This is a genomic window from Leptolyngbya sp. GGD (genome assembly GCF_026735145.1).
In the GTDB taxonomy this organism is placed as follows: Bacteria; Cyanobacteriota; Cyanobacteriia; order Leptolyngbyales; family Leptolyngbyaceae; genus Leptolyngbya; species Leptolyngbya boryana.
In genome coordinates this window covers 348,131-374,711 of sequence record NZ_JAPQKE010000003.1, presented here as the reverse complement: position 1 = coordinate 374,711, position 26,581 = coordinate 348,131, and the positions used below count along the sequence as shown (strand labels likewise).

26 protein-coding genes are annotated in these 26,581 nt (G+C 47.3%); 15 read left to right on the top strand and 11 right to left on the bottom strand.

Annotated features, from left to right (window positions below; genetic code table 11):
• Positions 1–28: 28 nt before the first annotated feature.
• Complete coding sequence (gene rplS, locus OU814_RS16695) at positions 29–394, bottom strand: 50S ribosomal protein L19 (RefSeq protein WP_017287856.1); 366 nt, start codon at positions 392–394, stop codon at positions 29–31.
• Positions 395–635: 241 nt separating this feature from the next.
• Here rplS and cbiM point away from each other — a divergent pair, with 241 nt between their 5' ends.
• From cbiM to OU814_RS16665, 6 genes are all read left to right on the top strand, one after another.
• Positions 636–1,343 carry a cobalt transporter CbiM gene (gene cbiM, locus OU814_RS16690; RefSeq protein ID WP_190649804.1) on the top strand — a complete coding sequence of 236 codons (708 nt, stop codon included), beginning with the start codon at positions 636–638 and terminating at the stop codon, positions 1,341–1,343.
• 13 nt (positions 1,344–1,356) lie between these two features.
• Complete coding sequence (locus OU814_RS16685) at positions 1,357–1,677, top strand: PDGLE domain-containing protein (RefSeq protein WP_268184431.1); 321 nt, start codon at positions 1,357–1,359, stop codon at positions 1,675–1,677.
• 119 nt (positions 1,678–1,796) lie between these two features.
• A complete protein-coding gene (cbiQ, locus tag OU814_RS16680; protein WP_017287853.1) occupies positions 1,797–2,579 on the top strand; it encodes a cobalt ECF transporter T component CbiQ in 783 nt (260 codons plus the stop codon).
• Complete coding sequence (locus OU814_RS16675) at positions 2,569–3,333, top strand: energy-coupling factor ABC transporter ATP-binding protein (RefSeq protein WP_190649808.1); 765 nt, start codon at positions 2,569–2,571, stop codon at positions 3,331–3,333. The genes cbiQ and OU814_RS16675 overlap by 11 nt, the downstream gene beginning before the upstream one ends.
• Positions 3,334–3,669: 336 nt before the next feature.
• Positions 3,670–4,533, top strand: a complete 864-nt coding sequence (locus OU814_RS16670) for an NHL repeat-containing protein (RefSeq protein WP_268184427.1) — start codon at positions 3,670–3,672, stop codon at positions 4,531–4,533.
• Between the two features lie 158 nt (positions 4,534–4,691).
• Complete coding sequence (locus OU814_RS16665) at positions 4,692–4,883, top strand: hypothetical protein (RefSeq protein ID WP_268184425.1); 192 nt, start codon at positions 4,692–4,694, stop codon at positions 4,881–4,883.
• 13 nt (positions 4,884–4,896) lie between these two features.
• On the opposite strand, the gene OU814_RS16660 is transcribed toward OU814_RS16665, so the two are convergent.
• From OU814_RS16660 to pgl, 3 genes are all read right to left on the bottom strand, one after another.
• Positions 4,897–5,391, bottom strand: coding sequence for a glutathione peroxidase (locus OU814_RS16660; RefSeq protein WP_017287849.1), 495 nt, complete (start codon positions 5,389–5,391; stop codon positions 4,897–4,899).
• A 102-nt stretch (positions 5,392–5,493) separates the two neighbouring features.
• Complete coding sequence (locus OU814_RS16655) at positions 5,494–6,810, bottom strand: ABC transporter substrate-binding protein (RefSeq protein WP_268184423.1); 1,317 nt, start codon at positions 6,808–6,810, stop codon at positions 5,494–5,496.
• Positions 6,811–6,867: 57 nt separating this feature from the next.
• Positions 6,868–7,590 (bottom strand): 6-phosphogluconolactonase, encoded by a 723-nt coding sequence (gene pgl / locus OU814_RS16650; protein ID WP_017287847.1) that lies wholly within the window; start codon positions 7,588–7,590, stop codon positions 6,868–6,870.
• A 74-nt stretch (positions 7,591–7,664) separates the two neighbouring features.
• Here pgl and OU814_RS16645 point away from each other — a divergent pair, with 74 nt between their 5' ends.
• From OU814_RS16645 to OU814_RS16630, 4 genes are all read left to right on the top strand, one after another.
• Complete coding sequence (locus OU814_RS16645; protein ID WP_268184421.1) at positions 7,665–8,645, top strand: ABC transporter ATP-binding protein; 981 nt, start codon at positions 7,665–7,667, stop codon at positions 8,643–8,645.
• Positions 8,642–9,460 (top strand): ABC transporter permease, encoded by an 819-nt coding sequence (locus OU814_RS16640; protein WP_017287845.1) that lies wholly within the window; start codon positions 8,642–8,644, stop codon positions 9,458–9,460. The genes OU814_RS16645 and OU814_RS16640 overlap by 4 nt, the downstream gene beginning before the upstream one ends.
• 2 nt (positions 9,461–9,462) lie before the next feature.
• Positions 9,463–10,263: an ABC transporter permease gene (locus OU814_RS16635; RefSeq protein WP_268184418.1), complete on the top strand. Its 801-nt coding sequence runs from the start codon at positions 9,463–9,465 to the stop codon at positions 10,261–10,263.
• Positions 10,264–10,417: 154 nt separating this feature from the next.
• Complete coding sequence (locus OU814_RS16630; RefSeq protein ID WP_268184416.1) at positions 10,418–13,174, top strand: zinc-dependent metalloprotease; 2,757 nt, start codon at positions 10,418–10,420, stop codon at positions 13,172–13,174.
• A gap of 1 nt (position 13,175) precedes the next feature.
• On the opposite strand, the gene OU814_RS16625 is transcribed toward OU814_RS16630, so the two are convergent.
• The 3 genes from OU814_RS16625 to gatB all read right to left on the bottom strand — a co-directional run bounded on the left by OU814_RS16625 (position 13,176) and on the right by gatB (position 17,182).
• Positions 13,176–14,003 carry an FkbM family methyltransferase gene (locus OU814_RS16625; RefSeq protein WP_268184414.1) on the bottom strand — a complete coding sequence of 276 codons (828 nt, stop codon included), beginning with the start codon at positions 14,001–14,003 and terminating at the stop codon, positions 13,176–13,178.
• A 16-nt stretch (positions 14,004–14,019) separates the two neighbouring features.
• A complete protein-coding gene (gene argJ / locus OU814_RS16620) occupies positions 14,020–15,276 on the bottom strand; it encodes a bifunctional ornithine acetyltransferase/N-acetylglutamate synthase (protein ID WP_017287841.1) in 1,257 nt (418 codons plus the stop codon).
• A gap of 394 nt (positions 15,277–15,670) precedes the next feature.
• Positions 15,671–17,182 carry an Asp-tRNA(Asn)/Glu-tRNA(Gln) amidotransferase subunit GatB gene (gene gatB, locus OU814_RS16615; protein WP_017287840.1) on the bottom strand — a complete coding sequence of 504 codons (1,512 nt, stop codon included), beginning with the start codon at positions 17,180–17,182 and terminating at the stop codon, positions 15,671–15,673.
• Positions 17,183–17,408: 226 nt separating this feature from the next.
• Here gatB and OU814_RS16610 point away from each other — a divergent pair, with 226 nt between their 5' ends.
• The gene (locus tag OU814_RS16610; RefSeq protein WP_268184411.1) at positions 17,409–19,211 is read left to right on the top strand and encodes a serine/threonine phosphatase; all 1,803 of its coding nucleotides are present in this window, start codon (positions 17,409–17,411) and stop codon (positions 19,209–19,211) included.
• On the opposite strand, the gene OU814_RS16605 is transcribed toward OU814_RS16610, so the two are convergent.
• The 3 genes from OU814_RS16605 to cimA all read right to left on the bottom strand — a co-directional run bounded on the left by OU814_RS16605 (position 19,199) and on the right by cimA (position 22,107).
• A complete protein-coding gene (locus tag OU814_RS16605; RefSeq protein WP_268184409.1) occupies positions 19,199–19,759 on the bottom strand; it encodes a uridine kinase family protein in 561 nt (186 codons plus the stop codon). The genes OU814_RS16610 and OU814_RS16605 overlap by 13 nt on opposite strands.
• Before the next feature lie 50 nt (positions 19,760–19,809).
• Positions 19,810–20,028, bottom strand: a complete 219-nt coding sequence (locus OU814_RS16600) for a DUF4327 family protein (protein WP_017287837.1) — start codon at positions 20,026–20,028, stop codon at positions 19,810–19,812.
• A 447-nt stretch (positions 20,029–20,475) separates the two neighbouring features.
• Positions 20,476–22,107 carry a citramalate synthase gene (gene cimA / locus OU814_RS16595; protein ID WP_268184406.1) on the bottom strand — a complete coding sequence of 544 codons (1,632 nt, stop codon included), beginning with the start codon at positions 22,105–22,107 and terminating at the stop codon, positions 20,476–20,478.
• 99 nt (positions 22,108–22,206) lie between these two features.
• On the opposite strand from cimA, the gene OU814_RS16590 reads away from it, so the two are divergent.
• The 4 genes from OU814_RS16590 to OU814_RS16575 all read left to right on the top strand — a co-directional run bounded on the left by OU814_RS16590 (position 22,207) and on the right by OU814_RS16575 (position 25,134).
• Positions 22,207–22,536 carry a 2Fe-2S iron-sulfur cluster-binding protein gene (locus tag OU814_RS16590; RefSeq protein ID WP_017287835.1) on the top strand — a complete coding sequence of 110 codons (330 nt, stop codon included), beginning with the start codon at positions 22,207–22,209 and terminating at the stop codon, positions 22,534–22,536.
• Positions 22,537–22,826: 290 nt separating this feature from the next.
• Positions 22,827–23,192, top strand: coding sequence for a hypothetical protein (locus tag OU814_RS16585; protein WP_017287834.1), 366 nt, complete (start codon positions 22,827–22,829; stop codon positions 23,190–23,192).
• A gap of 3 nt (positions 23,193–23,195) precedes the next feature.
• Positions 23,196–24,236 carry a glycine oxidase ThiO gene (thiO, locus tag OU814_RS16580; RefSeq protein ID WP_017287833.1) on the top strand — a complete coding sequence of 347 codons (1,041 nt, stop codon included), beginning with the start codon at positions 23,196–23,198 and terminating at the stop codon, positions 24,234–24,236.
• 70 nt (positions 24,237–24,306) lie between these two features.
• Entirely contained in the window at positions 24,307–25,134 is an 828-nt protein-coding gene (locus tag OU814_RS16575) for a thiazole synthase (protein WP_017287832.1), read from the top strand.
• A gap of 110 nt (positions 25,135–25,244) precedes the next feature.
• On the opposite strand, the gene OU814_RS16570 is transcribed toward OU814_RS16575, so the two are convergent.
• On the bottom strand, positions 25,245–26,231 hold the full coding sequence (locus tag OU814_RS16570) for a hypothetical protein (RefSeq protein WP_268184403.1): 987 nt from the start codon (positions 26,229–26,231) through the stop codon (positions 25,245–25,247).
• Positions 26,232–26,581 lie beyond the last annotated feature (350 nt).

Sequence of the window (26,581 nt, the reverse complement as noted above, 5' to 3'; positions counted from 1 at the left end):
GCTAAAAAAACCGAGTGCACTTTAACTACTAGACCAAGGGACGATCGAAACGCTGCTTCAAGCGGGTCGCCTTACCAACGCGATCGCGCAGATAGTACAACTTAGCCCGACGCACTTTCGCCCGACGCATGATTTTGATGCTTTCAATTCGTGGGGAGTGAACCAGGAAGACCCGTTCCACACCTACGCCTTGGAAAACCCGACGTACAGTGATGCTCTGGGTAAGACCTGCACTACCTTTTGCGATCACAACGCCTTCATACGGCTGCGTCCGTTCCTTATCGCCCTCTTGAATGATTACGCCGACGCGAACCGTATCCCCAATGTAAATCGTTGGGAGATTGTCTTTTATTTGTTCCGCTTCAATTGAGCGGATGATTTCTTGCGCGTTCATAAAGGGCTTGCAAAACTCACAATCGCGTATCTTAGCGCGTGATCGTGCACTTTGTCTAGAGGAAGATTCAAGAAAGTTGTTGAATTCTTAAGTCTCGCTTAAATTCCGCCTGTCATCCTCCTAGAGGGGATTGAATTCTCAGAGATAGGTCAATTTTACTGAGGGTTCATCCCCGACCTCCACAAAGTTTGTCCTAAGCATTTCTTCTCATCCGAGAATGTCGTATTGGAGATAGGCAAATATGGTTTTTGTTTCGACTCAGCTTGCCCTGCATATTCCAGATGGCTTTCTGAATTTACCGATTACGTTAATAACTTGGGTGTGTGCATTCGCGTTAATTGCTATTAGTCTTAAACAAGTTCAAGCAGATTATCAAGAGCGGGCTGTGCCTTTGATGGGCGTTTGCGCTGCTTTTATTTTTGCAGCTCAGATGATTAATTTCCCGATTCCAGGCGGCACTTCAGGACACTTGCTCGGTGGAACATTAGCGGGTGTGTTACTGGGTCCTTGGGCGGGATCGCTCGTGATGTCGGTCGTGTTTATCGTACAGGCGTTTCTGTTTCAAGATGGCGGGGTGACTGCACTCGGCGCAAATATCTTCAATATGGGGTTGATTGGAACATTTGGCGGGTATTACCTTTACCGCACCATTCGCTACATGATGGGGAGAGATTCCTTGAAAGGGGTTTTGACCGGAAGCGCGATCGCGAGTTGGACAAGTGTGGTTGTGGCTGCAATCATCTGTGCAGTTCAGCTTGCAATTTCTGGAACAGTTCCGTTACCAGTTGCATTATCAGCGATGACATTTTGGCATGTCATGATTGGAATCGGGGAAGCGATCATTACGGTGATTGCTGTGAGCTATATTTTTAAGACTCGTCCAGATTTGATTTATAAAGCGCCAAGATTGGGAGCTTTGGAACCGGATCGTTCTTATTCTTCACGGTAATTTAGGGGGTAGTATGACTCAAGTTTCACAGACTCGAAATCGAGCGTTTGTGATTTCGGGATTGGGAGTTGCGCTGTTGGTTGCAGTGCTTTTGTCGCCGTTTGCGAGTTCTGATCCGGATGGACTCGATCGCGTTGCTCAGGATCAAGGGTTTGAGCAAAAGGCAGCAGAGGAGCCGATCGCGCATAAGTTGCCGTTTTATCAAATGTTTGAAGAGTATCAGTTGCGAGGAGTTCCAGAACAAATTTCGACTCCTGCGGCGGGATTGATTGGAACATTAGTGACATTTGGATTGGCATGGGGTGCAGGGAAGGTTTTGATTCGCGATCGCTAGGCGAGAAGTAATTGCTGCGTTCTCATGACCTTTAGCCTCCTAAAATTCCTGACTCTGGGAACTTAGGGGGCGATTCTAACTATTTTCAACAGAGATCCACACTTGTCTAGGAGATCTCAATGATCCTGTTACACCTGGGTGCAATGCACCTTGTGGAAGCTGAAAAAAATCAAACGCTTTGGCATCGGTTGACTCCAAAGTCGCGGTTACTGTGCACCTTACTTTTAGTCTTTGCGATCGCGCTTACCCCCAATGGTCGCTGGCTGACTTGGGCAGTTTATGCAGGTGCAGTCGGGCTGATTATGCTTTTGAGTCGTGTTCGATTATGGGTCTTATTCAGGCGCGTTGCCGTTGAATTTGTTTTTATTGGTGTGGTTCTGCTCGGAACCTTGTTTCGAGACGGCGGGCACACCCTATTTCGATGGGGTTGGATACAAATTACAACTGAAGGCTTAACCGTTTTAGGGAGTGTCTCACTTAAAGCGTTCTTATCATTACTGATATTGAATACTTTAATTCTAACGACCTCGGTTCCAGCATTGCTTCATGCATTAACTGCACTGAAAATGCCACCGTTGCTTGTCGCAATTCTCGCATCCATGTATCGCTATATTGCAGTGCTGATCGATGAGTTTCATTCGATGCAGAAAGCAGCACGATCGCGCAATTTAATGGGAAATCCCAAGCGCCAACGCATCATCGTTGGCAATATGTTTGGCTCGCTGTTCATTCGCACCTATGAGCGAGGAGAACGAGTCCATCAAGCGATGCTCGCGAGAGGATATCAAGGTCTTCCTCCACTGGCAGAAACTCAGTCCGGAGGTAGGGGCGATATTCTAGCACTCACAATTATGATCTCGGTTCTTTTGTTCGGACAAGCAATTACTTTTCATGCACCATAATCCGATTGAAATCTATAACCTTTCCTACTGCTATCCAGATGGCAATCGCGCACTGAATGGAATTACGATTTCAATTGGTGCGACTGAGCGAGTTGCGCTTGTGGGGGCAAATGGTTCAGGCAAATCGACGCTCTTAATGCACTTTAATGGATTGATCACACCGCAAGTGGGACAGGTCATTGTGGGTGAGCTTCCGGTTGAGCCTCAGTATCTTAAGCAGATTCGCAATTTTGTTGGCATTGTGTTTCAGAATCCAGATGATCAGCTATTCATGCCAACGGTTTGGGAAGATGTGACCTTTGGACCTCTAAATCAAGAGATTCACGGGCAGGAATTAATCGATCGAGCAACCGCCGCGATGAACTGTGTGGGACTTGATCCGGAGCTGTTTGGGTCGAGAAGCGCGAATGGTTTATCAGGCGGGGAGAAAAAGCGAGTCGCGATCGCGGGTGTGCTTGCGATGCAGCCGCAAGTTCTCGTGTTAGATGAACCTTCGGCACAGTTAGATCCACGATCGCGAAGACAACTGATCGAATTGCTCGATAGCTTGCCTCTGACACAGTTGATTGCGACGCATGATTTAGATTTGGCGTTGGAGCTGTGTAAGCGCACGATCGTACTCAGTAAGGGTCGAGTGGTTTACGATGGTTCAACTGAGAAAGTCATGAGTGATCCTGACCTGCTTGCTCAACATGCACTAGAGCCACCTTTAAGCTATAGTCGCCCTTACTGCCAGCTAGAGGATCTTAAATAAGACCTTTGGCTAGATTTTTCGATTTCGACTGCAAAGCTTTTTGCTGAGTCCAGTACTGCATCTCACTGACTGAATATTGAGGCTACGCCAATATAGCTACGACGAAAGTGCATATCCGATTTTTTCACGAAAAAATGCGGAAGAAATAAAATCGCAACAACCGCTTGAATAGGGCAGCCATTGATTCAAGTCGGTGATTCTGTGATGACAATTCAAATGAGTAGAATAATTCGATCCTCGAACACGAAAAAGCGAGCATCATTCAGGTCATGCAGACTTGGATTAGGCACTGTAGCGCTTACAGCTACGCTGAGCCTTAGCCCATCAAAAGCAGCAGTGGCGTTGTCCTACAATCCAACTGGAGTATTCTTTGCAAACACTGGAGTGCCCACCAGTGATCTAGCACTGACAAGCACTGGTGAAATACTTGCAACAAGTTATGATGGCGGTTGGATTCGACGCTACAACAGCAGCGGAGGCTTGCTGTCCCAATTTGGAACAAATTTGAACGGTCCTTGGGGAATTGCAGCAGACAGCACGGGTACAATTTTCGCTGCTAACTTTAATGCTAATGAGTTGCAGCGTTACAACAGTAGTGGAGTGCTACTAGGAAGTACTCCATTCAATGAGCCTGGGGGTATCGCGATCGAGAGCAGTGGAAATGTGTTGGTTTCAAGTTACTCTGCCCCTTCTATCGGTAGATTCAGCAGCACAGGAACTTTCCTAGGCACGTTTACCACATCGAATCTAAGCAATCCACTTGGAATAGCAATCAATAGTGCGACTGGAGAGGTTCTTGTTGCAAACCGAGGATCTGACTCAATCACACGATACGACAGTGCCGGGGTGTTTCAATCAACATTGGTCTCAGGCTTACCTGGAGTGATTGATGTCGTTATTGACAGTACAGGGGATGTCTTAGTATCAACCGCCACTTCTGTACAGCGATTTAACGGGGCTGGTGTTTTGCAGCAAACACTTATCCCATTGGGAACAGGAGAGATTGAAGGACTTACTTTGGATGGTACTGGTTCGCTCTTGGCAGGGCAGCGAGATGGTACGATTACTCGCTTTACTGCAATTCCAGTGCCATTTGCGTTCTGCCCACTCTGGGGATTTTTGCCTCTGGGGATTCGTCGTCTCAAGCAGCAATTCTCAAAGCTGCGAAGTCGCTCATCGGCGCAGGAGTCGAGTTTTTAGGAACTTAATATTCTGGCACTCAGAATTATGATCGCGATTCTTTTGTTCGGACAGGCACTTTATTTTCAAGCACCATAACATGAGTTATGGTGCTTGATGAACCGTCCGCACAGTTAGATCCGCGATCGCGGATCTAACTGTGCGAATTGCTCGATAGCTTGCCTCTGACGCAGTTAATTGCAACGCATGACTTAGATTTGGCGTTGGGACTGTGTAAGCGCACGATCGTTTTGAGTCAAGGGCGAGTCGTTTATGATGGCTCGACTGAGAAAGTCATGAGCGATCCTGATTTACTCGCTGAACACGCTCTGGAGCCACCGTTAAGCTACAGTCGCCCTTACTGTCAGTAGAACACGATCCAGCTTAGAGCAGCGCTTGAATATCTTTTTCGATTTCTTCTGGTTTGGTTGTAGACGGATAACGCTTGACGACCTTACCAGAGCGATCGACTAAGAATTTCGTGAAGTTCCACTTGATTCCTTCAGTTCCAAAAATGCCCGGTGCAGATTTGGTCAAATACTTAAACAGTGGGTGAGCATTGCTGCCATTGACATCGACTTTTTCAAACAATGGGAATGTTACCCCAAAGCGAGTTTCACAGAAGGATTGAATCTCACTCGCGGTTCCGGGTTCTTGTTGCCCGAATTGATTACAGGGAAATCCTAAAACTGCAAATCCTTGATTCTCAAACTTATTGTAAATCGATTGTAAGCCTTGATACTGTGGCGTAAATCCACATTGACTTGCAGTATTCACGATCAGCAATACTTTATCTTTGAACGTGCTGAGTGAAACGGGCTGACCTTCTAAGCTATTCGCTGAGAAATCATAAATTGAAGAAGATGCTTGAGCAGTCATAATTTCAAGGTTCAGAACGACACTGCTCTGATCTTACAGGGAGATGGGGAGATAGGGAGATGGGGAAATACACACTCTACTCCCCACTCCCCACTCTTGACACTACGGTTTCACTTTCCCGATCGTTGCCAATTTCCCATCATCCTTGACTGTCCAAACATCGTAAGAGCCAACCACATCGCCTGCTGCATCGATATCGACATCACCACTTGCACCCTGGTAATTGATATCTTTGCCCTCTTTCAGCAATGCCAGACCTTTACAAACGTCAGTCACTTCTTCTCCAGGGGCATTCGTGACTTCGCGGAGTTTATCTTTCATCGCTTCACCGCTATTCGACTTCGCTGCCTGTGCCGCTAAAGCTAGAATCGCTGCTGCATCCCAAGCATGAGCCGCATACGCAACTAACGGGCGCTTCTGCTTCTCTTCCCACAATTTTGTAAACGCATCTAAACTCTTGCCACTTGCCCCTGGAACCGTTCCTAACGCCCCAGTCAAAATCGATTTTCCGTCTTGCCCTTTGCCAACTTTATCCACAAAATCTTGAGAATAAACGCCATCCGTCAAGAGAAACTGCGATCGTTTACCCTGCTCATACGCCGATTTGACAATCAAGCTTCCTGTATCCGCATAGAGAACAGCGGCGACAGCTTTCGGATTCCCGGCAAAGGCAGCAGCAGCTTCGGTTTCAACCGTTGTTGCTTTCGGATCATAGCGAGTGGGTCTTGCTTTGTTCAGCACTTTGCCGCCTTGCGATTCAAACGCTTTAACAAATTCCTGCTCAAAGCCAACGCCATAATCGTTATTAATCACGATCGTGCCTGCCGTATCCAATTTGCGCTCGGCTGCCAGTCTGGCTAATGCCTGAGCTTGGTAGGTATCAGGGGGAGCCGTTCTTGCCCAATAGCCTTGATATTTGCCTTCTTTGGCAGCTTGGGTAAAGACAGGGCTAGTACTTCCTGGTGAAATCAAGACGACTTTATTGCGAACCGCGATCGGTAAAGCGGCAGTCGAAACACTACTGGCAAACGATCCGACAACGCCTGCAACTCTCTCTTTCTCAGCAAGGCGGGTCATCCCTTCTGCACCTGCGGCGGGATCAGTTTGATCATCGACACTCACGAGCGTCATCGGCTCACCATTCACACCCCCACAGGCATTGACCGTATCAACCAGCATCGGCACTGAAGCGACCATTTGCTGTCCGACAGACGCAAGATCCCCCGTTGAAGGTAGGAGTGAACCAATCTTGAGACCTTTAGCAGGGGTAGAATTTCCAGACGTTGCTCCTTGACCTTGAGATGTGGGCGGGGCGGATTCTTGGCAGGCAGCCGCCAGAATTCCAACCGTGAGAGTGACGGCAGCGAGGGATAAAGCGCGTCCAAGTTTCAGACGGTTTGAGGAAATCAGGTTGCTCATTGATACAATTCAACTCCTAATCGATGAAGCCGATTGTAAACCCAAGTCTTCCAATATTCAGTTTTCTTTACTGAAATTCGTGGATTGATCCAATAACCACCACAATTCTCCTTGAGGCTGAATCAGCCGCGCTGGATAAGTATCCGTATCAGCTTGATCGGCGAAAATCTGAGTGAGTGCGTGGTGTTTGTTTGAACCTGCGACCATGAAAATGACGGTGCGGGCGGCGTTGATCAGCGGCACTGTGAACGTAATGCGAGGATTGCCGTCTTTGTTGCCCACGGTGATGAGGCGATCGCAGACCTGTAACGCCTGAGTATGCGGAAACAGAGAAGCCGTATGAGCATCATCGCCAATACCAAGCAAAATCACATCAAATGCAGGGAATTCTCCCGGTTTTGAGTTGAAGAATTTTTTGACTTCTGCTTCGTGGCGATCGGCTGCGATCGTGGGATCAATCGCATCCATCTGCATCGGATGAATATTTTCCGCCGGAATCGGGACGTGATTGAGCCATGCCAGTCTTGCCATACGTTGATTACTATCCGGATGATCGGCAGGAACATAGCGTTCATCGCCCCAAAAGACGTGCAATTTTTCCCAAGGCAAGTCTTGTTGAGCGAGTTTTTCGTAGAGTGGTTTGGGCGTGCTGCCGCCTGCAAGTGCGATCGTTGCAATATTCCGTTCGGCGATCGCGCTTTTTAATTTCTCTAAAACAAGTTCGAGAGCACGATCGACTAAAGCAGGGACATCAGACAAAACTTCAATCTGTGGGTTCATAGCGGATTTGTAATACTGCACTCATCAGAATAAGAGAGGATTTATGATTTCTCTGCTGTCTTTAGCTGGACTTTATGTCTCATATCGTTGTCAAAGACCTCAGCAAGACCTTTTACTTATCTGAACGAACATCTGGACTCTGGGGATCGGTGCGGGGACTGTTCGATCGAAAAACGAAAGCAGTTCAAGCCTTAAAAGGCATTTCGTTCTCGGTTGAGCCAGGAGAACTCGTGGGATACATCGGTCCAAATGGCGCGGGCAAATCGACCACGATTAAGATTTTGAGCGGCATTCTCGTGCCTTCGGGTGGCACTTGTTTGATTGGAGGACGGACTCCTTGGAAAGATCGCATTCAGCACGTGGGGCGGATTGGCGTTGTCTTTGGTCAGCGCACTCAGCTTTGGTGGGATTTGCCCGTGATCGAATCGTTTGAACTGCTGCGAGATATTTATCGAGTGCCTGAATCGGTTTATCGATCGACCTGCGCAGAAATGATCGAGCTCTTGAACTTAGAAAGCCTGCTGAATACTCCCGTGCGGCAATTGAGTTTAGGACAAAGAATGCGCTGTGATTTTGCGGCTGCCATGTTGCATCGACCAGATATTCTCTTTCTCGATGAACCAACGATCGGACTCGATGCAGTTTCAAAATTATCAGTACGGAAATTTATCAAATCCCTGAATCAAGGGCATCAAGTGACGACCATTCTCACAACTCATGACATGGATGATATTGAAGCCCTCTGCGATCGCGTCATCATCATCGGCAATGGTGAGATTCTCTGTGATGGGTCGCTGGCAAAACTGCGATCGCAAGTTTCATCACGTCGCTATCTCAAGATTGATCTCAAAACCGATCAGTTTCAATTTGAAGCTTCAGGAGTCAGTGTTTTAAATCAAGAAGGTCATACGATCACACTCGCTTTTGATCCGTTGCAAATCTCTGCTGCGACTTTGATTCAGAAAATCACAGAGCGCTATGAGGTTGAGGATTTGTTTGTTGAGAATCCGCCGATCGAGGAAATTGTTGCTGAACTGTATGGAGGTGCAAGATGAATGCTTATCGATCGCTCTTTGTTGCGCGATTTTCGCTCTTACTACAATATCGCGCCGCAGCTTTGGCAGGAATTGGCACTCAGTTTTTCTGGGGATTGCTGAAAGTCATGGTACTAGAAGCTTTTTTTCAGCAATCGACGACCGCTCAACCGATCACGTTGCAAGAAACATTGGGATATATCTGGCTCGGACAAGCTTTTCTGTTTGCGATCGTGCCTTGGTCGGGCGATCGCGAAATTCAAGAACTGATTCGCTCTGGAGCAGTCGGATATGATTTGCTGCGCCCGACAGATTTATATAACTTCTGGCTAACTCGTGCTTTAGCCATGCGAACCGCTCCGATCGTACTGCGTGCCTTGCCTTTACTCATCCTGACAATGGTGCTATTCCCGCAAATTGGACTGGCTGAATGGGCATTAGCTCCGCCTCCTTCGGTTGCATCTTTGGGTGCTTTCTTGCTGACTTTCATGGGAGCAATTCTACTTTCTGCGGCTCTCACCATGCTGCTGACCGTTTCAATGATGTGGACACTTTCTGGAGAGGGACTGAATCAAATGGCTCCAACTTTAGTCACCATCTTGTCGGGCATGATTGTGCCATTGCCCTTGTTTCCAGATTGGTTCAAGCCCATTTTGGCAATTCTGCCCTTTTCTGGTTTGCTCGATAAGCCCTTTCGCCTGTTTACAGGCAATCTACCGCCCGAAGCACTGCTCAATGTTTTGCTTCATCAGACCGTTTGGATTGTTGTGCTCATCGGATTAGGGCGATTTCTCGTCAGTCGAGGCGTGAATCGACTGATTATCCAAGGAGGCTAGAGATGAATGCTTTACAGCTTTACTTACGATATATCTCTGTCTCATTTCAAGCTCAAATGCAGTACAAAGTCTCTTTCTTACTGCAACTGATCGGACAATTCGGTGGAACAGCGATCGAGTTCTTTGCTATCTGGACATTGTTCAATCGCTTCAACCAACTTGGAACCTGGACACTGGCTGAAGTTGCGCTGTTCTATGGCACGGTTAACACTGCGTTTGCCTGTGCCGATGCGATCGCGCGAGGTTTTGATCTGTTTGGCAAACTGATTCGAGACGGCGGATTCGATCGCTTATTGCTACGTCCGCGATCGACGGTTTTACAACTTCTCGGAACGGAATTTACCTTAAAGCGAATGGGTCGCCTACTCCAAGGATTAGCGGTGCTAGGTTGGTCGCTCTCTACTTTGCAGATTCCTTTATCTCTGTCTACAGTATGGCTGCTCTTTACCGCTTGGCTCGGCAGTATTGCGCTATTTGTTGGAATTGTGATTGTGCAGGCGACGCTGACCTTTTGGACAATTGAATCGCTCGAAATCATGAATATCCTTACTTACGGCGGAGTCGAAACGGCGCAATATCCGTTTTCGATCTATCGCAAATGGTTCCAGCGATTCTTTACTTTTTTGATTCCGCTCGCTTGTGTCAGCTACTTTCCGCTGCTCGCTGTTTTAAATAAAGCTGCTGAATTTTCAGTCCCGTTGTGGGTGTGTTATGTTTCTCCGATCGCTGGCTTTATTTTCCTAGGGGTCTCACTCAAATTGTGGCGAATTGGCGAGCGGTATTACTGTTCAACTGGAAGTTAATGCTCAGAAGTTCATGCTCAATCTGGGCTAAACCGTGTATCGTAAGTGAGATTAAAAATCTCTTAAATTTTTGATTGATCCCACTCAAGTACGTAAGAGCGGGATAGTATCGATCGAACATCGTCCACGGTTGTCCGAAGAGTAGAGCGCACGAATGAAACGAGCATCAAGGTTCCTGGCTTTTCTGCTGGGGTTAATGTTAGTGATGTTGCCAGCTAGCATTCCCTGGATTGTCCCAAGTATGGGTCAATCCTCCGCTAAACCCGCCCAGAAACCGACTGCTGAGCCAGATCGATCGCAGCTTCGACCGTTTGACGATGTGATCAAAGAAACAAAAACGATCAAAGGATTATTCACGCTCTACCGCAATGAGAAAAACGGGAAACTGTTTGCGGAAATCCTGCCCGATCAGCTAGAGCGCAACTATCTGGCTACGATGACACTCGAATCGGGCATCGGACAGAGTGGAATTTATAGCGGTTTACCGATCGGAGATTTTCTCTTCACCTTCCGGCGAGTCAACAACAATATTCAATTTGTCGTTCCAAATATTTACTTCCGAGCCGAGCGCGGTCTGCCGATTGAGCGATCAATTCAGCGATCGTTTAGCGACTCTGTGCTACAGTCTTTGCCGATTCGGAGTATCCATGCCGAGCGCAAAAGCTTTTTAGTCGAACTCAATCCATTACTCCTCTCTGATCTGCCTGGATTGTTACCCGTTCTCTCTGCAACATTAGGCGGCTCTTACAGTCCAGAAGCAAGCGCTTCGTACTTTGAAACAGTCAAAGCATTCCCTCAAAATGTGGAAGTCGAATCTGTGTTTGGCTTTACAGGCGGAGATAAAGGTGTTGATGCACCCACTTACATCAACACGTTGCCGGACAGTCGAGCTTTTTCGCTGAGAGTTCGCTATAGCTTGTCTCAACTGCCAGAAAATAACGGCTATCGTCCTCGGCTTGCTGACGATCGCATCGGCTACTTTATTACTGCCTACAAAGATTTCACAAACGACAATTCTAGACGACCTTTTGTTCGCTATATCAATCGCTGGAACTTACAAAAGCAAGATCCAGCCGCTCCTGTGTCGAAACCCAAACAGCCGATCGTATTTTGGATCGAAAACAGCGTGCCATTAGAGTATCGCGATGCAGTTCGAGATGGAGCATTGTTCTGGAATCAAGCCTTTGAGAAAGCTGGATTTAAAGATGCGATCGAAGTGAAACAAATGCCCGATCAAGCCGATTGGGATCCGGCAGATGTCCGATACAATACGATTCGCTGGTTCAATAGTAATGATGCCATCTTTGCAATGGGACCATCGCGCGTCAATCCGCTAACCGGTGAGATTCTCGATGCCGACATCATGGTGTCTGCCGACTTTACTCGGGTCATGAAAGAAGACTATCGGACTTTGGTTGAGCAAAACCAAATGCGAACAGCGCCTTTCGTGTCGCAATTAGTCGGGAATGCTAACCTCTGTAACTATGGTATGGCAGCGCGATCGCTGGCACAAACAGCCAAAGCACAAGAAAAGAAACCGATTCCTCGCTTGCGATTCGGATCTCATCTCGGCAACTATCAAGACCTATGTTTTGGCGTCGATACTGCTAAACAATTTGCTGTCGGCAATATGTTTTTAGGAATTATGCAAAATGAATTGCCAAGCAGCCCTGAGCGCAAAGCATTTGCTCAAGAATTCATGCGTGAATTGATTGCTCACGAAGTCGGTCATACTCTAGGACTGCGGCACAATTTCCATGCGAGCGCAATGCTTAAACCAGAAGAGTTAAACAATCCCGCAATTACACAGCAGCGCGGGTTAACGGCTTCTGTGATGGACTACGCACCTGTGAATCTTGCGCCCCTCGGTACAAAGCAAGGCGATTACTTTACCCATCGAGTTGGAGCCTACGACGAATGGGCGATCGAATACGGCTACACCCCGATCGATGCAAAAGTTCCCCAAGCCGAAAAGCGCGAACTCGATAAAATCGCTCAACGTGCTCCGACTCCTGAGCTTGCCTATGCAACCGATGAAGACGTGACAACGCTTGATCCAAAAGTCAATGTCTTCGATCTCAGTGGAGATTTACTCACCTATGCGCAGTGGCAGCTAACGAATGCGCGAGAAATGTGGAATCGAGTCAACCAGCGATTTCCAGTCGAAGGAGATAGTTTTAATGAAGTGCGGGTTGCTTTTAATGCCGTACTTGACTACTACTTCCAGTACTCGCTCTTTTTACCAGAATACATTGGTGGACAGTATTTCAACCGATTCAAAGCCGGAGATGCCAAGGGGAGATTACCCTTTGAGCCAGTCTCCGTTGAGCAACAACGCCAAGCTTTAGCTTTGATTAATCAGTATGTTTTTAGTGAAGAGCCTTTCCGATTTTCGCCGGATTTGCTGAATAAGCTAGCACCTTCTCGCTGGGCACATTGGGGCAGTGAGCCAACCTCGAACCTGGACTATCCGATTCATGACAATATTCTGTTTTTGCAGAGCATTGTTTTGTATGACCTGCTGAACTACGATCGCTTAGCTCGTCTCAGAGATTCCGAATTGCGAGTGCAAGCAGGACAACCGACACTGACGATTCCTGACTTGTTTGACAGTCTGCAATCGAGCATTTGGGGAGAAGTGACCAATCCCAAAGATAATCTCAAACTCTCAGGATTGCGGCGGGCACTGCAACGGCAGTACATGAATGCCATGATTTCGATGATTCTGCGCGAAGTTGAGGTTCCTGAAGATGCTCGCACGGTCGCGCGCTATGAATTGAGAAAATTGCAGAAATCGATCGATCGAGCCATGCGGAAAGTCAATGATCGAGACATTTACACCAAAGCTCATTTAGAAGAAGCACAAGATCGAATTGGCAAAGCCTTAGAAGCACAACTGCGATCGCAGTAATCTAACGAATAGCATACAGATTAAAGACCTCTGTATCTTGAAACATGGGTTCTTGCTCGATCGTAATTTTGCTAAAGCCCTGCTGTTTGAGTAACGTAGCAATTTGGTCAACTCGCTGCGCTCGATTGTGAATTTCAACTACAATTTGCTGAATCTTATGCCAATCTTGTAATTCAATTCCCAGGAGCACATCTAATTCGCTACCCTCAACATCAATCTTCAGCAGATCAATCTGTTGAACGTCGTGATCGCGAATGATGTCAGACAGCGATCGCATCTGGCAACGAACCGACTTGACCCGTAAGAGCTGATTCAACTTGAAATTGACCAGCAGCGATCGCAAAAAAGATGGAAATCGTCGTAACAGAGTGATATCAGCGGGTTCATCATCCGATGGGTTGGCAAGTGAAGTCGCGATCGTTTGGCGAATCGTCGATCGGGTTTGTTCCCAAGAATCAGAGTAAGCCGTCGAGAGAATGGTTAGATTTGGATAGTAATCAAATACAACCGATTTCGATGCTTGCGCGAGTCCACACTCAAACACCTTCATCCTGTTCTGTGGCAGCAGTTGTGCATTGCGCTTTAAAACTTGAAAGACCTCTGGAATCGGCTCAAATGCATAAATCTGTAAATCGTTTTGACACTGCTCAGCCGCCCAAAGGCTAAATAACCCAATATTTGCCCCAACATCAAACAACGTGTCGCCTGGATGTAGCTCAATCCCATTCCGAACGTATTGTTGAACCTGTCCATAAACAACAGGCACTTCCTGTTTCCGCAAGTAGCAAACTCGCTTGCCATTCGGAAGTGCCATTGTTGGAATGCCCATTTGCGGAACCCTTTGATCAGGTTGTATACTCCGCGTTGATTTTTACATAGTCATAACTCAGGTCACAACCCCAAGCCTTTCCACTGCCTGAACCATTGCCAATCTTGACTCCAATCACCACAGGCTGATCCAAAACTTGGCGATCGCCGTCTAAATTCTTCGCTGCCTGTTGCTTCAAATATTCATTTGCCGCAACGCGATCGAACGATTGGGGCTGACCATCTTTTAATAACACAAACTCACCAAGCGTAATCTGCAACTCTTCTTGATCAAAAATCACATCTGCTCGTCCTGCTGCTCCCGCAATTCTGCCCCAATTCGGATCGCGTCCAAAAATCGCAGATTTAACTAGCGAAGATCCCGCGATCGTTCTGGCAACTTTCCGAGCCGATTCATCATCACTTGCACCCGACACCTGAACTTCAATCAAACAAGTCGCGCCTTCTCCGTCTCTCGCGATCGCTTTTGCCAAATGAATACAGACTTCTGTCAGCATCGCTTCTAATTTATCCGCTTCGGCTCCTGCTTCCGTAATCGCAGGCGTTCTTGACTGACCGTTCGCTAAAGCAATCAAACTATCATTCGTACTAGTATCACCATCCACAGTAATTTGATTAAAACTGCGATCGGCAGCTCGACTTAACATTTGCTGCCACAGATGAGAAGACACGGCTGCATCACAAGTGACGAATGCTAACATCGTTGCCATATTCGGGTGAATCATTCCCGATCCTTTCGCAATTCCACCAATCCGAACAGGGCGATCGCCGATCGTGGTTTCTAAAGCAATCGATTTCGTGACTAAATCTGTGGTCACGATCGATTTTGCAGCCGCATCACTTCCGGTTTCACTCAGACTCGCAACCAGATTCGGGATACCTGATTTCAGCGCATCCATTTTAATGCGTTGACCGATCACGCCTGTTGATGCGAGCAACACCATATCCGAGGAAATATTTAAAGCTTGCGCGACTGCTTGAGCGCTTTCGAGCGCATCGATCATGCCTTGTGCGCCTGTTGCAGCATTCGCCTGTCCTGCATTACAAAGAATCGCGCGAGTGGTGGATTTAGTTTGGAGACGTTCTCGACAGTAATCAACGCAAGCGGCGCGGACTTGACTTGTAGTGAAAACTCCAGCCGCGATCGCGTCTACTTCTGAGACGATGAGAGTGAGATCGGGTAAGCCGGAGGGTTTGAGTCCTGCAGTAATTCCTGCTGCCTTGTAGCCTTTAGGTGCTGTAATACCGCCTGAGATTTGCTGCCAGTCTGCCATGAAGTGTAGCCCTCTCTCTAATTCCTGAACCGCGATTATATCGGGAGTTATGATGGAAGGCTAGTGTTTTGGCGAGGAAATCAGACGCTTCTCTCAGGTTCCATTTTCTGATTTCCTTTGCAAGTCAACTCGGAATTCGACTTTAAAAAGAAAAAAGGAGGGTCGCGGTTGGCGAGTCCCCCCTGTCATCAGGGTGCATCTACTTATCACAGTATGCCATTAATGGGGTGAGGGGTAAAACCCCTCTCAGCGGATCTTCGTAAAAAATACATGGATCTTTCGATAAGGCTTCACAAAAATCAGTGTTTTTGCGGTGAAGCAAGCACAATGATGAGTTTGATGTGTCTACTGAGTACAAATCGCACTTAGAGCCTGATCAAATTGCGACTTCACCTTAGCCTTGATTCAGCTTCTTTGCCAAGAGTTGATTGGTCAGTTTTGGATCTGCCCGTCCTCCGGTTTCCTTCATCACCTTACCCACAAAGAATCCTAAAAGCTTCGTCTTCCCGGCGCGATACTGTTCTAGCTCATTCGGATTCGCTGCCAGAACGGCATCGATCGCTGCTTCGATCGCGCCCGTATCTGAAATTTGAATCAGTCCTTTCTTCTCGATCAGTTCCTTTGCCGAGCCACCTGTGGTCAGTAATTCTGGCAAGACATCTTTCCCAATTTTGTTACTGATCGTGCCGTCTTCAATCAGGGCAATCAATTCCGCCAAGGTTTCAGGCTGCAATGCCAATTGAGAAATACTCAGTCGCTCCTGATTTAGATAAGCACTGATATCTCCCATAATCCAATTAGCTGCCAGTTTGGGATTTGCTTTCGCTGCGATCGCTGCTTCAAAATAGTCCGCGATCGCTTTGTCCTCGGTCAAGATTCTCGCATCGTAAGCGGATAGCCCTAACTCATCTTCATACCGATGCCGTTTCTGATTCGGCAATTCCGGCAGTTGAGATTTCCACTCTGCTAATTGCGTCGGAGCAACCTCGATCGGACCTAAATCAGGTTCCGGGAAATAGCGATAATCGCTGGATCCTTCTTTGATCCGCATACTAATCGTGCGTTGTGCGCCTTCTTCCCACAATCGAGTTTCTTGAACAATCTTTTCACCGTTCTCGATCGCAGCAATTTGCCGTTCAATTTCGTAATCGATCGCTTTTTGAATGGCGCTAAACGAGTTCATATTCTTGATCTCGACTTTCACACCGAATTCTTCTTGCCCAATCGGACGGACGGACACATTCACATCACAGCGCAGTGAGCCTTCCTGCATGTTGCCATCGCTGACTCCGAGATAGCGCATGATCCGGCGAATTTCTTGCGCATATTCAGCCGCTTCTAATCCGGTACGCAGATCGGGTTCCGAGACAATCTCACACAAAGGCACACCCGCGCGGTTGTAATCAACCAGAGAATAGGTTGATCCCGCCAGTCGATCGCTGCCTCCATGCACCAGTTTGCCTGCATCTTCTTCCATATGCAGTCGCGTGATCCCAATGCGTTTTGTCTTCGCTTTGCCGTTTTCATCCAACAGCGGTTTCCCTTTGTTGTCGGTCAGTTCGATTTCGATCCAGCCATGTTCTGCGATCGGCAAATCGTATTGTGAGATTTGGTAATTTTTCGGTAGGTCAGGATAAAAATACTGTTTACGATCAAACTTACTGTAGGGTGCAATTTGGCAATTTAACGCTAGCCCAGCCTTAACTGCATATTCCAGCACTTTCTGATTCAAAACGGGCAATACCCCTGGCATTCCCATGCACACAGGATCGATATTGACGTTCGGATCAGTGGTGAACTTGGTTGAGCTATCGGAAAAAATCTTGGTCTCAGTGTTTAACTGGCAATGAGTTTCAAGACCGATAATCGCTTCATACTGAGTTTTAGCGGGAGCAGCAGTAGTCATGGCAAATCATACGCCTGTAAAAAGGTTTATTCATTTTAAATGATGAAGGTTGATTTAGAAGAGGTAGGGAGTAGGGAGTGGGGAGTAGGAAAAAGAATTTATCCCCTACTTCCCCACTCCCACTCCCCCCACCCGAACCGAGACAACGTAGGCTAAAATTGCTACACCCTGAAAAAGACTGAGTAAGATTGAGAAAACTTCCCGATCGGGAACCGAGGAATTTGGAATGCTGGTTTGCCCTCAATGCCAATTTGAGAACCCAGAAGAGCATAACTTTTGTCAGGCGTGCGGAACTTCATTAGTTGAAAAACCCTGCCCCAATTGTGATGCACTGGTCGATTGGAGTACTTATGAATGCCCAAAATGCGGCGCGATTACGGGAACCGTGCGATCGCTAGCAGTCATTCCTCCAGGAGGGACTTGGCAACTTGAGTCACGCTATCAAATTCTCGACGCGACCCAATCGCTGATTCAAGTTCTCGATCGCGAACCGCTCAAACCTGCGATGATTGATGTCCCGCCAACGAGTGCCGTACCTTATCTCGAATTAGAACCCTACTTACATCAAATTCTGCCCTTGCTTTACAACGCCTGGCATGAGGAAGAGCGAGACTTTCTGGTGTTAGAAGCGCGATCTCAGTTCACTCAACTCGCTACCTTTCTCAAGCACAATAAGCAAATTCCGATGCTGCAAATTCTGCATTGGTTTTATGAAATGGTGGATCTCTGGGAAGTTCTCGAACCCCATCACCTGACTCAGAGCTTGCTGAGTTTGCCCAATCTTCGACTCGATGAAGATCACCTGCTGTGTCTCGAACAACTGCTACCCAACAGCGCAACTGCGCCGACCCTGCGAAACTTGGGTACAATCTGGCAAACACTGCTTGCTCAATTGACTCAGACTCAATCTGCGTCTTTGCATTTCCTGATTGCTGATCTCTGTACCGAATCTGTTTCCACACCTGACCAATTAAGATCACGGCTAAAAGCGATCGCCCAAGAAACCCAAGCTGATTTAATTGACTCTGAGATTGAGATCATGTCTGACCCACAAGTGCCCGATTTTCCCCAAGCTCCGATTCCCAACTCCGAAGTTCCACCTGAAGAGATCGTCACGGTATTTGCCGATTCGGAGCCAGATTCAGAAGGCGATGATATGCCCACGATCGTGCTGCCGATGCTATTGTTTAGCCTTGACGATGCAGGTCGAACCGATATTGGACGGCAGCGAACTCACAACGAGGATTGCTTCGGGATCGATGCAATCATTGATAAGGTACAGTCTCCTACAGGCAGATTAGTGAAAGCACGTGGGCTGTACATCCTGTGCGATGGCATGGGCGGACATGCCAGTGGAGAAGTGGCAAGCCAAATGGCACTGGATTCTCTCAGAGCATTCTTCCGGCAATATTGGCGCGAGATTGATGCAGGCAAAATTCCTGCCAAGTTGCCTGCGGCAGATGTCATTCGGGATGCGATTCAGCAGGCGAATAAGGCGATTTATAACGTCAATCAGGAAGGACTAAAATCAGGCAGTGGCAGAATGGGGACGACTCTAGTCATGCTGCTGGTTCAAGATACGGAAGCCGCAGTCGCGCATGTCGGAGATAGTCGCATGTATCGCTATACCCGCAAGCTCGGCTTGCAACAAGTGACGCTCGATCATGAAGTGGGACAACGCGAAATTCTACGAGGCGTTGAGCCTGAAATCGCATACGGTCGCCCAGATGCCTACCAACTGACTCAGGCATTAGGACCACGGGACGAGTATTTTGTGAATCCAGATGTGCAGTTCTTTGAAATTAACGAAGATATGGTGCTCATTCTGGCATCGGATGGCTTAACTGATAATGATCTGCTGGAAACGTATTGGCAAAGTCATATTGACCCAATGTTGAGTTCGCAGACCAATCTGGATCAGAGTGTCGCGAATTTGATTGAGTTGGCAAATCAATACAATGGGCACGACAATATTACCGCGATCGCAGTTCGAGCTAAGGTTCGCCCCAATTTGGATCAGTTGCGGTAGAGATAATCTGCTTTTAAGTCAGGACGATATTTCTCGAAATAAGCACGATCGTTGGGTGTCCAACAATTGATCCAAATTTCGGATTCATCAATGTTGTATTCTGTCTTTCCCCGGTTTAGACCGCGAGCCTGAGCGAGTTCCAAAGGACAATCAACCCAGATTGTGAACCCATAATAGGAGCATAAATCTGGATGGAGTACGCTGATGCCTTCAATGATCAAATAATTTGAGTTAGGAAGCTGTTTTAAGTTTCCTAACTTGCCTTGTTCCCAATCGAAGACTTGATAGGTAATGGGCTGATTTTGATGGGCTGGAATAATGACTTGCTGTCTGAGTCGATCTCGATCGAACACAATCCAATCTTCGGATAGAACATTGCAATCGGGAAGCCAGAATTCGTCGATCGAAACAGTCTCAACGCTTTCTAATTGTTGAGCGAGTTCTCTAGCAAGCGTACTTTTTCCAGAGCCGCCAAAGCCAGAGATGCCAATTAGAAAAGGTGGAGACTGAAACCGCGATCGAATTTGATCTGCAATCTGCAAAATCATATCTATAGCAAAACGGGCGAAACTCAAATGGATCGCCCGTTTCAAACAAATTAGTCTTCTTCCCAACTCTCAACCGCTAATAGTTCACTGACCGGATCTTTCATTGAAAACTCGAATGCTTCTAATTCTTGTTTCCAAAAGCTCCAATCATCCCCATAAAGCAGTGCGATTTTCCAAAGACTATCATTTGGCTTCAGCAGCTTCGAGTCCACTAATTTTTGAACTTGACGCTGCAACTTCTCCATCGGATGAGCAACCTGTAGGTTCATACCTTTGATTTACCAAAATTCAATTGAGTTGTACAAATGTTGCATACGGGCTACAGCCAGAAGACATATCACTGAGGAGGTGTCTGTTTCTTACGGCGCATTGCCATTCCAGCTACTAATATTAGCTTACTTTTTTGAGTTTTTGACAAGTCGTTTCAACAATTCGCTTTCGGATTGCCGTACATACACCGGGAAGCATTGAAATTTATTGTTTCTTGATTTCCCGATCCGTAAATCTACCCTGAATCTATTTCTAGATTAAGATGCGCCCCGTATTTTCTAAGCAGTTGTACTGCTTATGAAACCAGAATTGGATGCCCTCCAATTTTAGCAAGATAGTCGATCGTAGGGTGCATCGATCGTGTTGCAATCCCTTGACAGGGATATGTCTATGCAAGTTCTAAAGCCTCGCATCTAGACCCTGCGGATGAAATCCGCCAAAGCAAACTATGCAAGAAGTCTACTAGGCAATGGTGATTGAGCACGTTGTTGCAACAATAGCCCATACTCTAAACTTTCAACGACAGCTTGATAGGACGCTTCCAGGATATTTCCTGAGACTCCTACCGTTGCCCAACGTTGAACACCGTTACTTGACTCAACGAGCACACGCGTTTTGGCGGAAGTTCCCGCTGCACCATCGAGAATTCTAACTTTGTAGTCTGTGAGGTAAAAGGTTTCAATCTCAGGATAGACCGTGATCAAGGCTTTGCGTAAGGCTGCGTCTAAAGCAGAAACAGGTCCATTCCCTTCTGCGGCTTCCAGAATTTCTTTGCCTGCGATCGCAACTTTCACCGTTGCTAGCGATCGCGCGCGTCCACAATAACTATGCGTTGGGGCTGCCTCTGCCATCATGTCGTAATGCACCTGAAATCCTCGAACTTCAAAGGGTGCATTTCTCTCTCCCAAAGCCTGCCGAATCAGCAATTCAAAGCTCGCTTCTGCGGCTTCAAACTGATAGCCATCTTGCTCTAGATGCTTCAACGATTCAAGAATCTCCCGACAGGTGGGATCTTGACGATCGAGATTGAATCCCAAAGATTTTGCTTTTGCCAGGATGTTACTAATTCCGGCTTGCTCTGAAATCACAATTCGCCGACCGTTCCCTACCAGTTCTGGCTGCAAATGCTCGTAAGTAATTGGATTACGCTGCACTGCGCTGACATGCAATCCGCCTTTGTGGGCAAATGCAGACAATCCGACAAATGCTGCATGATCATCTGGCGCAAGATTTGCGACCTCACTGACAATGCGACTGACTTGAGCCAGCGTCGCGAGCTGCTCAGCGGGTAAACAGTCATAGCCTAATTTCAACTGCAAGTTCGGAATCACCGAGCAAAGATTGGCATTGCCGCAGCGTTCACCATAGCCGTTGATCGTGCCTTGAACCATGGTTGCGCCAGCATTGACCGCCGCGATCGCATTTGCAACCGCCAAATCACAGTCATTATGCGGATGGATGCCGATTTTCACATCTCCAAATGCATTTCTCACATCTCTCACAATCTGCTCAATCTCATGCGGTAATGTTCCGCCATTGGTATCGCAGAGAGTTATCCATTCTGCTCCTGCTGCGATCGCGCTTTTCAAGGTTGCAAGTGCATATTCTCGATTGTGCTTATAACCATCAAACCAATGCTCTGCATCATAAATCACTTGGCGATCGTGGCTTCTGAGATACGCGATCGTGTCTTGAATCATCGCGAGATTTTCGTCGAGCGTAGTTTGTAAGCCTTCGGTGACATGCAAATCCCAGGACTTGCCAACAATCGTGATCCACTTTGTTCCGGCTGCTAAAATCGGCTGCAACATTGGATCAGTTGCAGCCGTCTTTCCAGGACGGCGAGTGAAGCAGAACGCAACGATTTCAGCCTGACTCAGCGGTTGCTCTTTGAGGTGCCAGAAGAATTGCACATCTTTGGGATTTGCTCCGGGCCATCCGCCTTCGATAAATGGAATCCCGAGTCGATCGAGTTCTCGCGCAATGCGGATCTTGTCTTCGACTGAAAATGAAATCCCTTCTCGCTGAGCACCATCGCGCAATGTTGTATCGTAAATCGATAAAGAGATTGGAGTCATACGTTTGACTCTAAAAAAATTAAGACAGCTTCCTATTCTGAAAGACTGAGAAACCTTCCAGAGTGACCATTTGCAAAACTTAATTCAACGAGGTGCGAAATGCCGCAAATTACAGCCCAGGGAAAGACGATTGAATGTGAATCCGGTGCAAATTTACGTCAAGTTTTGCTCAAAAACGGGATTGATCTCTACAATGGCGGTTCTACTGTGATTAACTGTCACGGCCTCGGAACTTGCGGAACCTGTTCAGTTGAAATTGAAGGAGAAGTTTCGCCGATGGAATGGCGCGAAAAAACTCGCCTTTCTCTGCCACCCCACAATCCTGAAAAATCTCGCCGTTTAGCCTGCCAAGTTCGCGTGTTAGGTGATATTCGGGTTACAAAACACAGTGGATTTTGGGGACAAGATGACGCGATTCAATGGGAATAATGCCTGCTTCAGCGTTAACGATAGATTGACATCATGATCGCTGAATAGCACAGTAGAAGTAACAAAACCCGCCAAGGCTATGCGCATGAGTGCATCCTCAAACTGGCGGGTTTCTCATTATCCTGGACTTTTCAAAAGATTAGAAGAGTCGCTCCATTTGGCTAGAGCGATAAAATCATAGAACAGTACAATTATTGGGGCGCAAACCCTAGCGCTATACTTTACACAAAGAGCGTTTTTTGCCCGCGATCGGGCTTTCTAGAAAAGAAACATTACGTCAGGCAAGTGTTATGAATCCGACTGGAAGAATTGTGGGTGGGGGATTGGTCTTAATCGCATTGTTATGGATTTTGCGAATTGCAGGAGCCTTACCTTTTAGCGATCGCTCAATCAATCAAGTGGCAGCACAAGTTCCCCAAGATCGTCCTCCCATCTCAGATCTGGATGCCTCGCGCACCACGATCGCGAACTTCAACCCTCCGACAACAACTCAGCCGTTAAATCCGAATGGAACAACATCGGGGAATGGTTCTTCCACGATTGGAGACTTGGCAAATGCTCCGGGAACGAGTACTGCTAACTCAGGCACTTCGACAGGCAGCACAACCAGACCGAGCGGAGCCACAACACGACCCGCAATTCGAGGAGCTTGGTAATCGATGCAACGTGAGGTGTTGATCATCGGTGGCGGTATTATCGGACTCGCGATCGCGATCGAACTTAAATCTCAAGGCGCGGCAGTGACCATTCTCTGCCGCGATTTTGCTGAAGGGGCAACTCATGCAGCAGCAGGAATGCTCGCGCCTCAAGCAGAAGAACTTCCGCCCAGTCCGATGCTCGATTTTTGTCTAGAGAGTCGGGCGCGCTACCCCGATTGGATTCATAAGCTCGAATCTTTAACCGGAATGAATGCTGGATATTGGGCTTGTGGCATTCTTGCACCACGGTATCAACTCAGTGCCCATGATCAATGGCTCGATCGAGCCAGCCTACTCGCGCATCAAGCAGACCTTGGTGAAGAAGTCGTTGGAGGCTACTGGTTCCCGCACGACGCGCAAGTGGATAATCGCGCGCTAGCAAAAGTGCTGTGGATAGCAGCAAAAGAGCTAGGAGTCGAAATTCAAACCGGAATCAATGTTGAGCGATTTGCATTTGATACCAACATTAATTATCTAGAGACAAATCAGGGAACTTGGAAAGCCGATCATTACGTTCTGGCAACCGGAGCTTGGGCACAAGAACTGCTGCCGATTCCCGTTTTTCCCAGAAAAGGTCAAATGCTTGCGGTGCAAGTTCCCGACCCTGCAAGGCTGCCCTTGCAACATGTGTTGTTTGGAGACGCTTACATTGTGCCGCGTCAGAATGGGCGCATTATTATCGGCGCAACTAGCGAGAATGTTGGATTTCAGAGAGGCAATACTGCGATCGGCATTCACACGTTGTTAGCAAAGGCCATACGACTTTACCCCCCGATCCAGAACTTTGCATTGCAAGAGATTTGGTCAGGGTTCCGACCTGCAACGCCGGATGAACTTCCGATTTTGGGCGAAAGTCCCTATACAAATTTGACGCTGGCAACTGGGCATTACCGGAATGGCATTTTACTGGCTCCGATTACGGGTAGTGCGATCGCGCAATTTGTCCTCACGCAAAAGTCTGACTCTCGCCTAGAAGCTTTCCATTATTCGCGGTTTTCATAGATTCTCTAGGTTTGGGAGGGGGCAATTTTCGGCATAATGGATATCCGCAATCCGCGATCGAGGCAGCATTATGCAAACTTTAGAAAAACCCCTAGACAAGAATTTAGAGGACAGTTTAATCATCGCAGGACGCAAATTTCGCTCCCGCTTGATGACTGGAACTGGAAAATATCGCAATTTCGATGAGATGCGTCAAAGTATTGATGCGAGTGGCTGTGAAATTGTCACAGTCGCTGTGCGGCGCGTACAAACGCAGGCTCCTGGACATGAAGGACTCGCGGAAGCGATCGATTGGAACAAGATTTGGATGCTCCCGAATACCGCAGGTTGCCAAACCGCCGAAGATGCGATTCGAGTGGCACGCTTGGGGCGTGAGATGGCGAAACTGTTGGGACAAGAAGACAATAATTTCGTCAAACTCGAAGTGATTCCTGATGCGAAGTACCTTCTCCCTGATCCCATTGGCACACTAGAAGCGGCTGAACAATTGGTGAAAGAAGGTTTTGCCGTCCTGCCTTACATCAATGCAGATCCACTGCTGGCCAAGCGATTAGAAGAGGTAGGATGCGCAACCGTGATGCCATTGGGGTCTCCAATTGGTTCAGGTCAAGGGATTCGGAATGCGGCAAACATTCAGATCATTATCGAGAATGCCAAGGTTCCGGTCGTAGTAGATGCAGGGATTGGGACTCCCAGTGAGGCAGCGCAAGCGATGGAATTTGGTGCGGACGCATTGTTGATCAATACCGCGATCGCTCAAGCAGCGAATCCGGCAGCAATGGCGCGGGCAATGGGATTAGCTGCTGAAGCCGGTCGTTTGGCATATCAAGCAGGTCGAATTCCGGTCAAGGCGTATGCAAGTGCGAGTTCGCCGTTAACGGGCAGGATCAACGATTAATCAAAGGGTGACTTCGTCACCTGCATTCATTGTGCAAAGTAGGGAGATGCGGGGCAATAACCTTAATTTCAGACCCTCTCCCTATCTCCCATCAGATTGATCGTGCTGTACTAATCTACAATTCGATCCAAAGCCCGATCGCTCTTTAAATAAGCTGAGTAAACGTAGAGCGATTGCGGATCGACTTGATCCGACTGCATCTTGTAATCGTGCGTGGCAAATTCGATTTGTAGCATTAAGCGATCGTGGCGAATCGGGGGCATTCCTTTGTGGAAGCACAAGGTATCTTCGGCAAACCCAAACCCTGCATTGCCACATACTGTCACTAATTTATCGATTCCGTAAGTCTCAACAATCTCAGAATCTCTAAATCGCTTTCTCACCCATTCGTGAGCAAATCGTTTTCGACGATGCGTGCCTTGAATACAGGCATGAGCACCCGTGAGTGAATCGACATTCGTGAGATAGAAAAAGAATTTGATAAAGCGGTAATCATCAAGATCGTAATGAAACAGTTGCGCTGCTTTACGACGAGCGTGTAAAGAGGCTTCTGTTGCAAAGCTCCACCAAAGCTGACTACTAATCAAAATTGGCTCGGTTCCTAAATACTCTGCTGCGATCGACAACAATGTGGGATCTTGAGTCAACCGCTCGATCGCAGGACAATTCTCCACCGTATTGAAATAGTGCGCCGTGACAAATGCCCGGTGATACCATTGTTGCGCTTCTCGCTTGCGGGTGTAGTGAAAGCCATATTCCGGTTTACGATCGCCATAACAAGGGTACTGCTTTGCATAAGTAATGATGTCTTCGCGCAGATCCGGCGGCAAATTCAAACCTAAGTAAATTCCGTCCTTGACTAAAGACTGCACGACTGTCTCAGGAGCAGTTTCGGGAAACGCAGACTCGCCTGAAAATCGAGCGATCACGCTTGCACGGGATCTGAACCGATGGATCAGCGATCGCACTGCACCAAACCGTCCTAACTTCCGCATCAGTAGCCAATTTGGATTTTTAGTGATCCCTCGAAACAACTCGTAGCCGTAGTCATACGCATCATGGTAAAAATTGCGCAGCCAATAGAAACCTAAGAACACATCCGTCTCCACTCAAACAGATTTGATAACTAATGATTGATGAGCCTTCATTTCACCCTTACAGGAGACTACAGAGACTCCCGGTAAGTTTTTAAATACTTCATGATTATTCCCGCTCAAGGATGAAGTTTTGACAAACTTAATGGCTTTATTTCGCAAGAAAACTCATAGATTTGATGAATCAAAAGGGATAAAACTAAATAATTAAAACCTGAATTATATAGAAGCAAAACACTTTTTTGATTACCTGAAATAGCGAATTCGCAAAGCTTTCGTCAAACTTAATGTAATTGTTAGATACAAAAAGTTCTTCTGAATAATGTGGGCTAAGAAAATCTATAGGGTAAAAT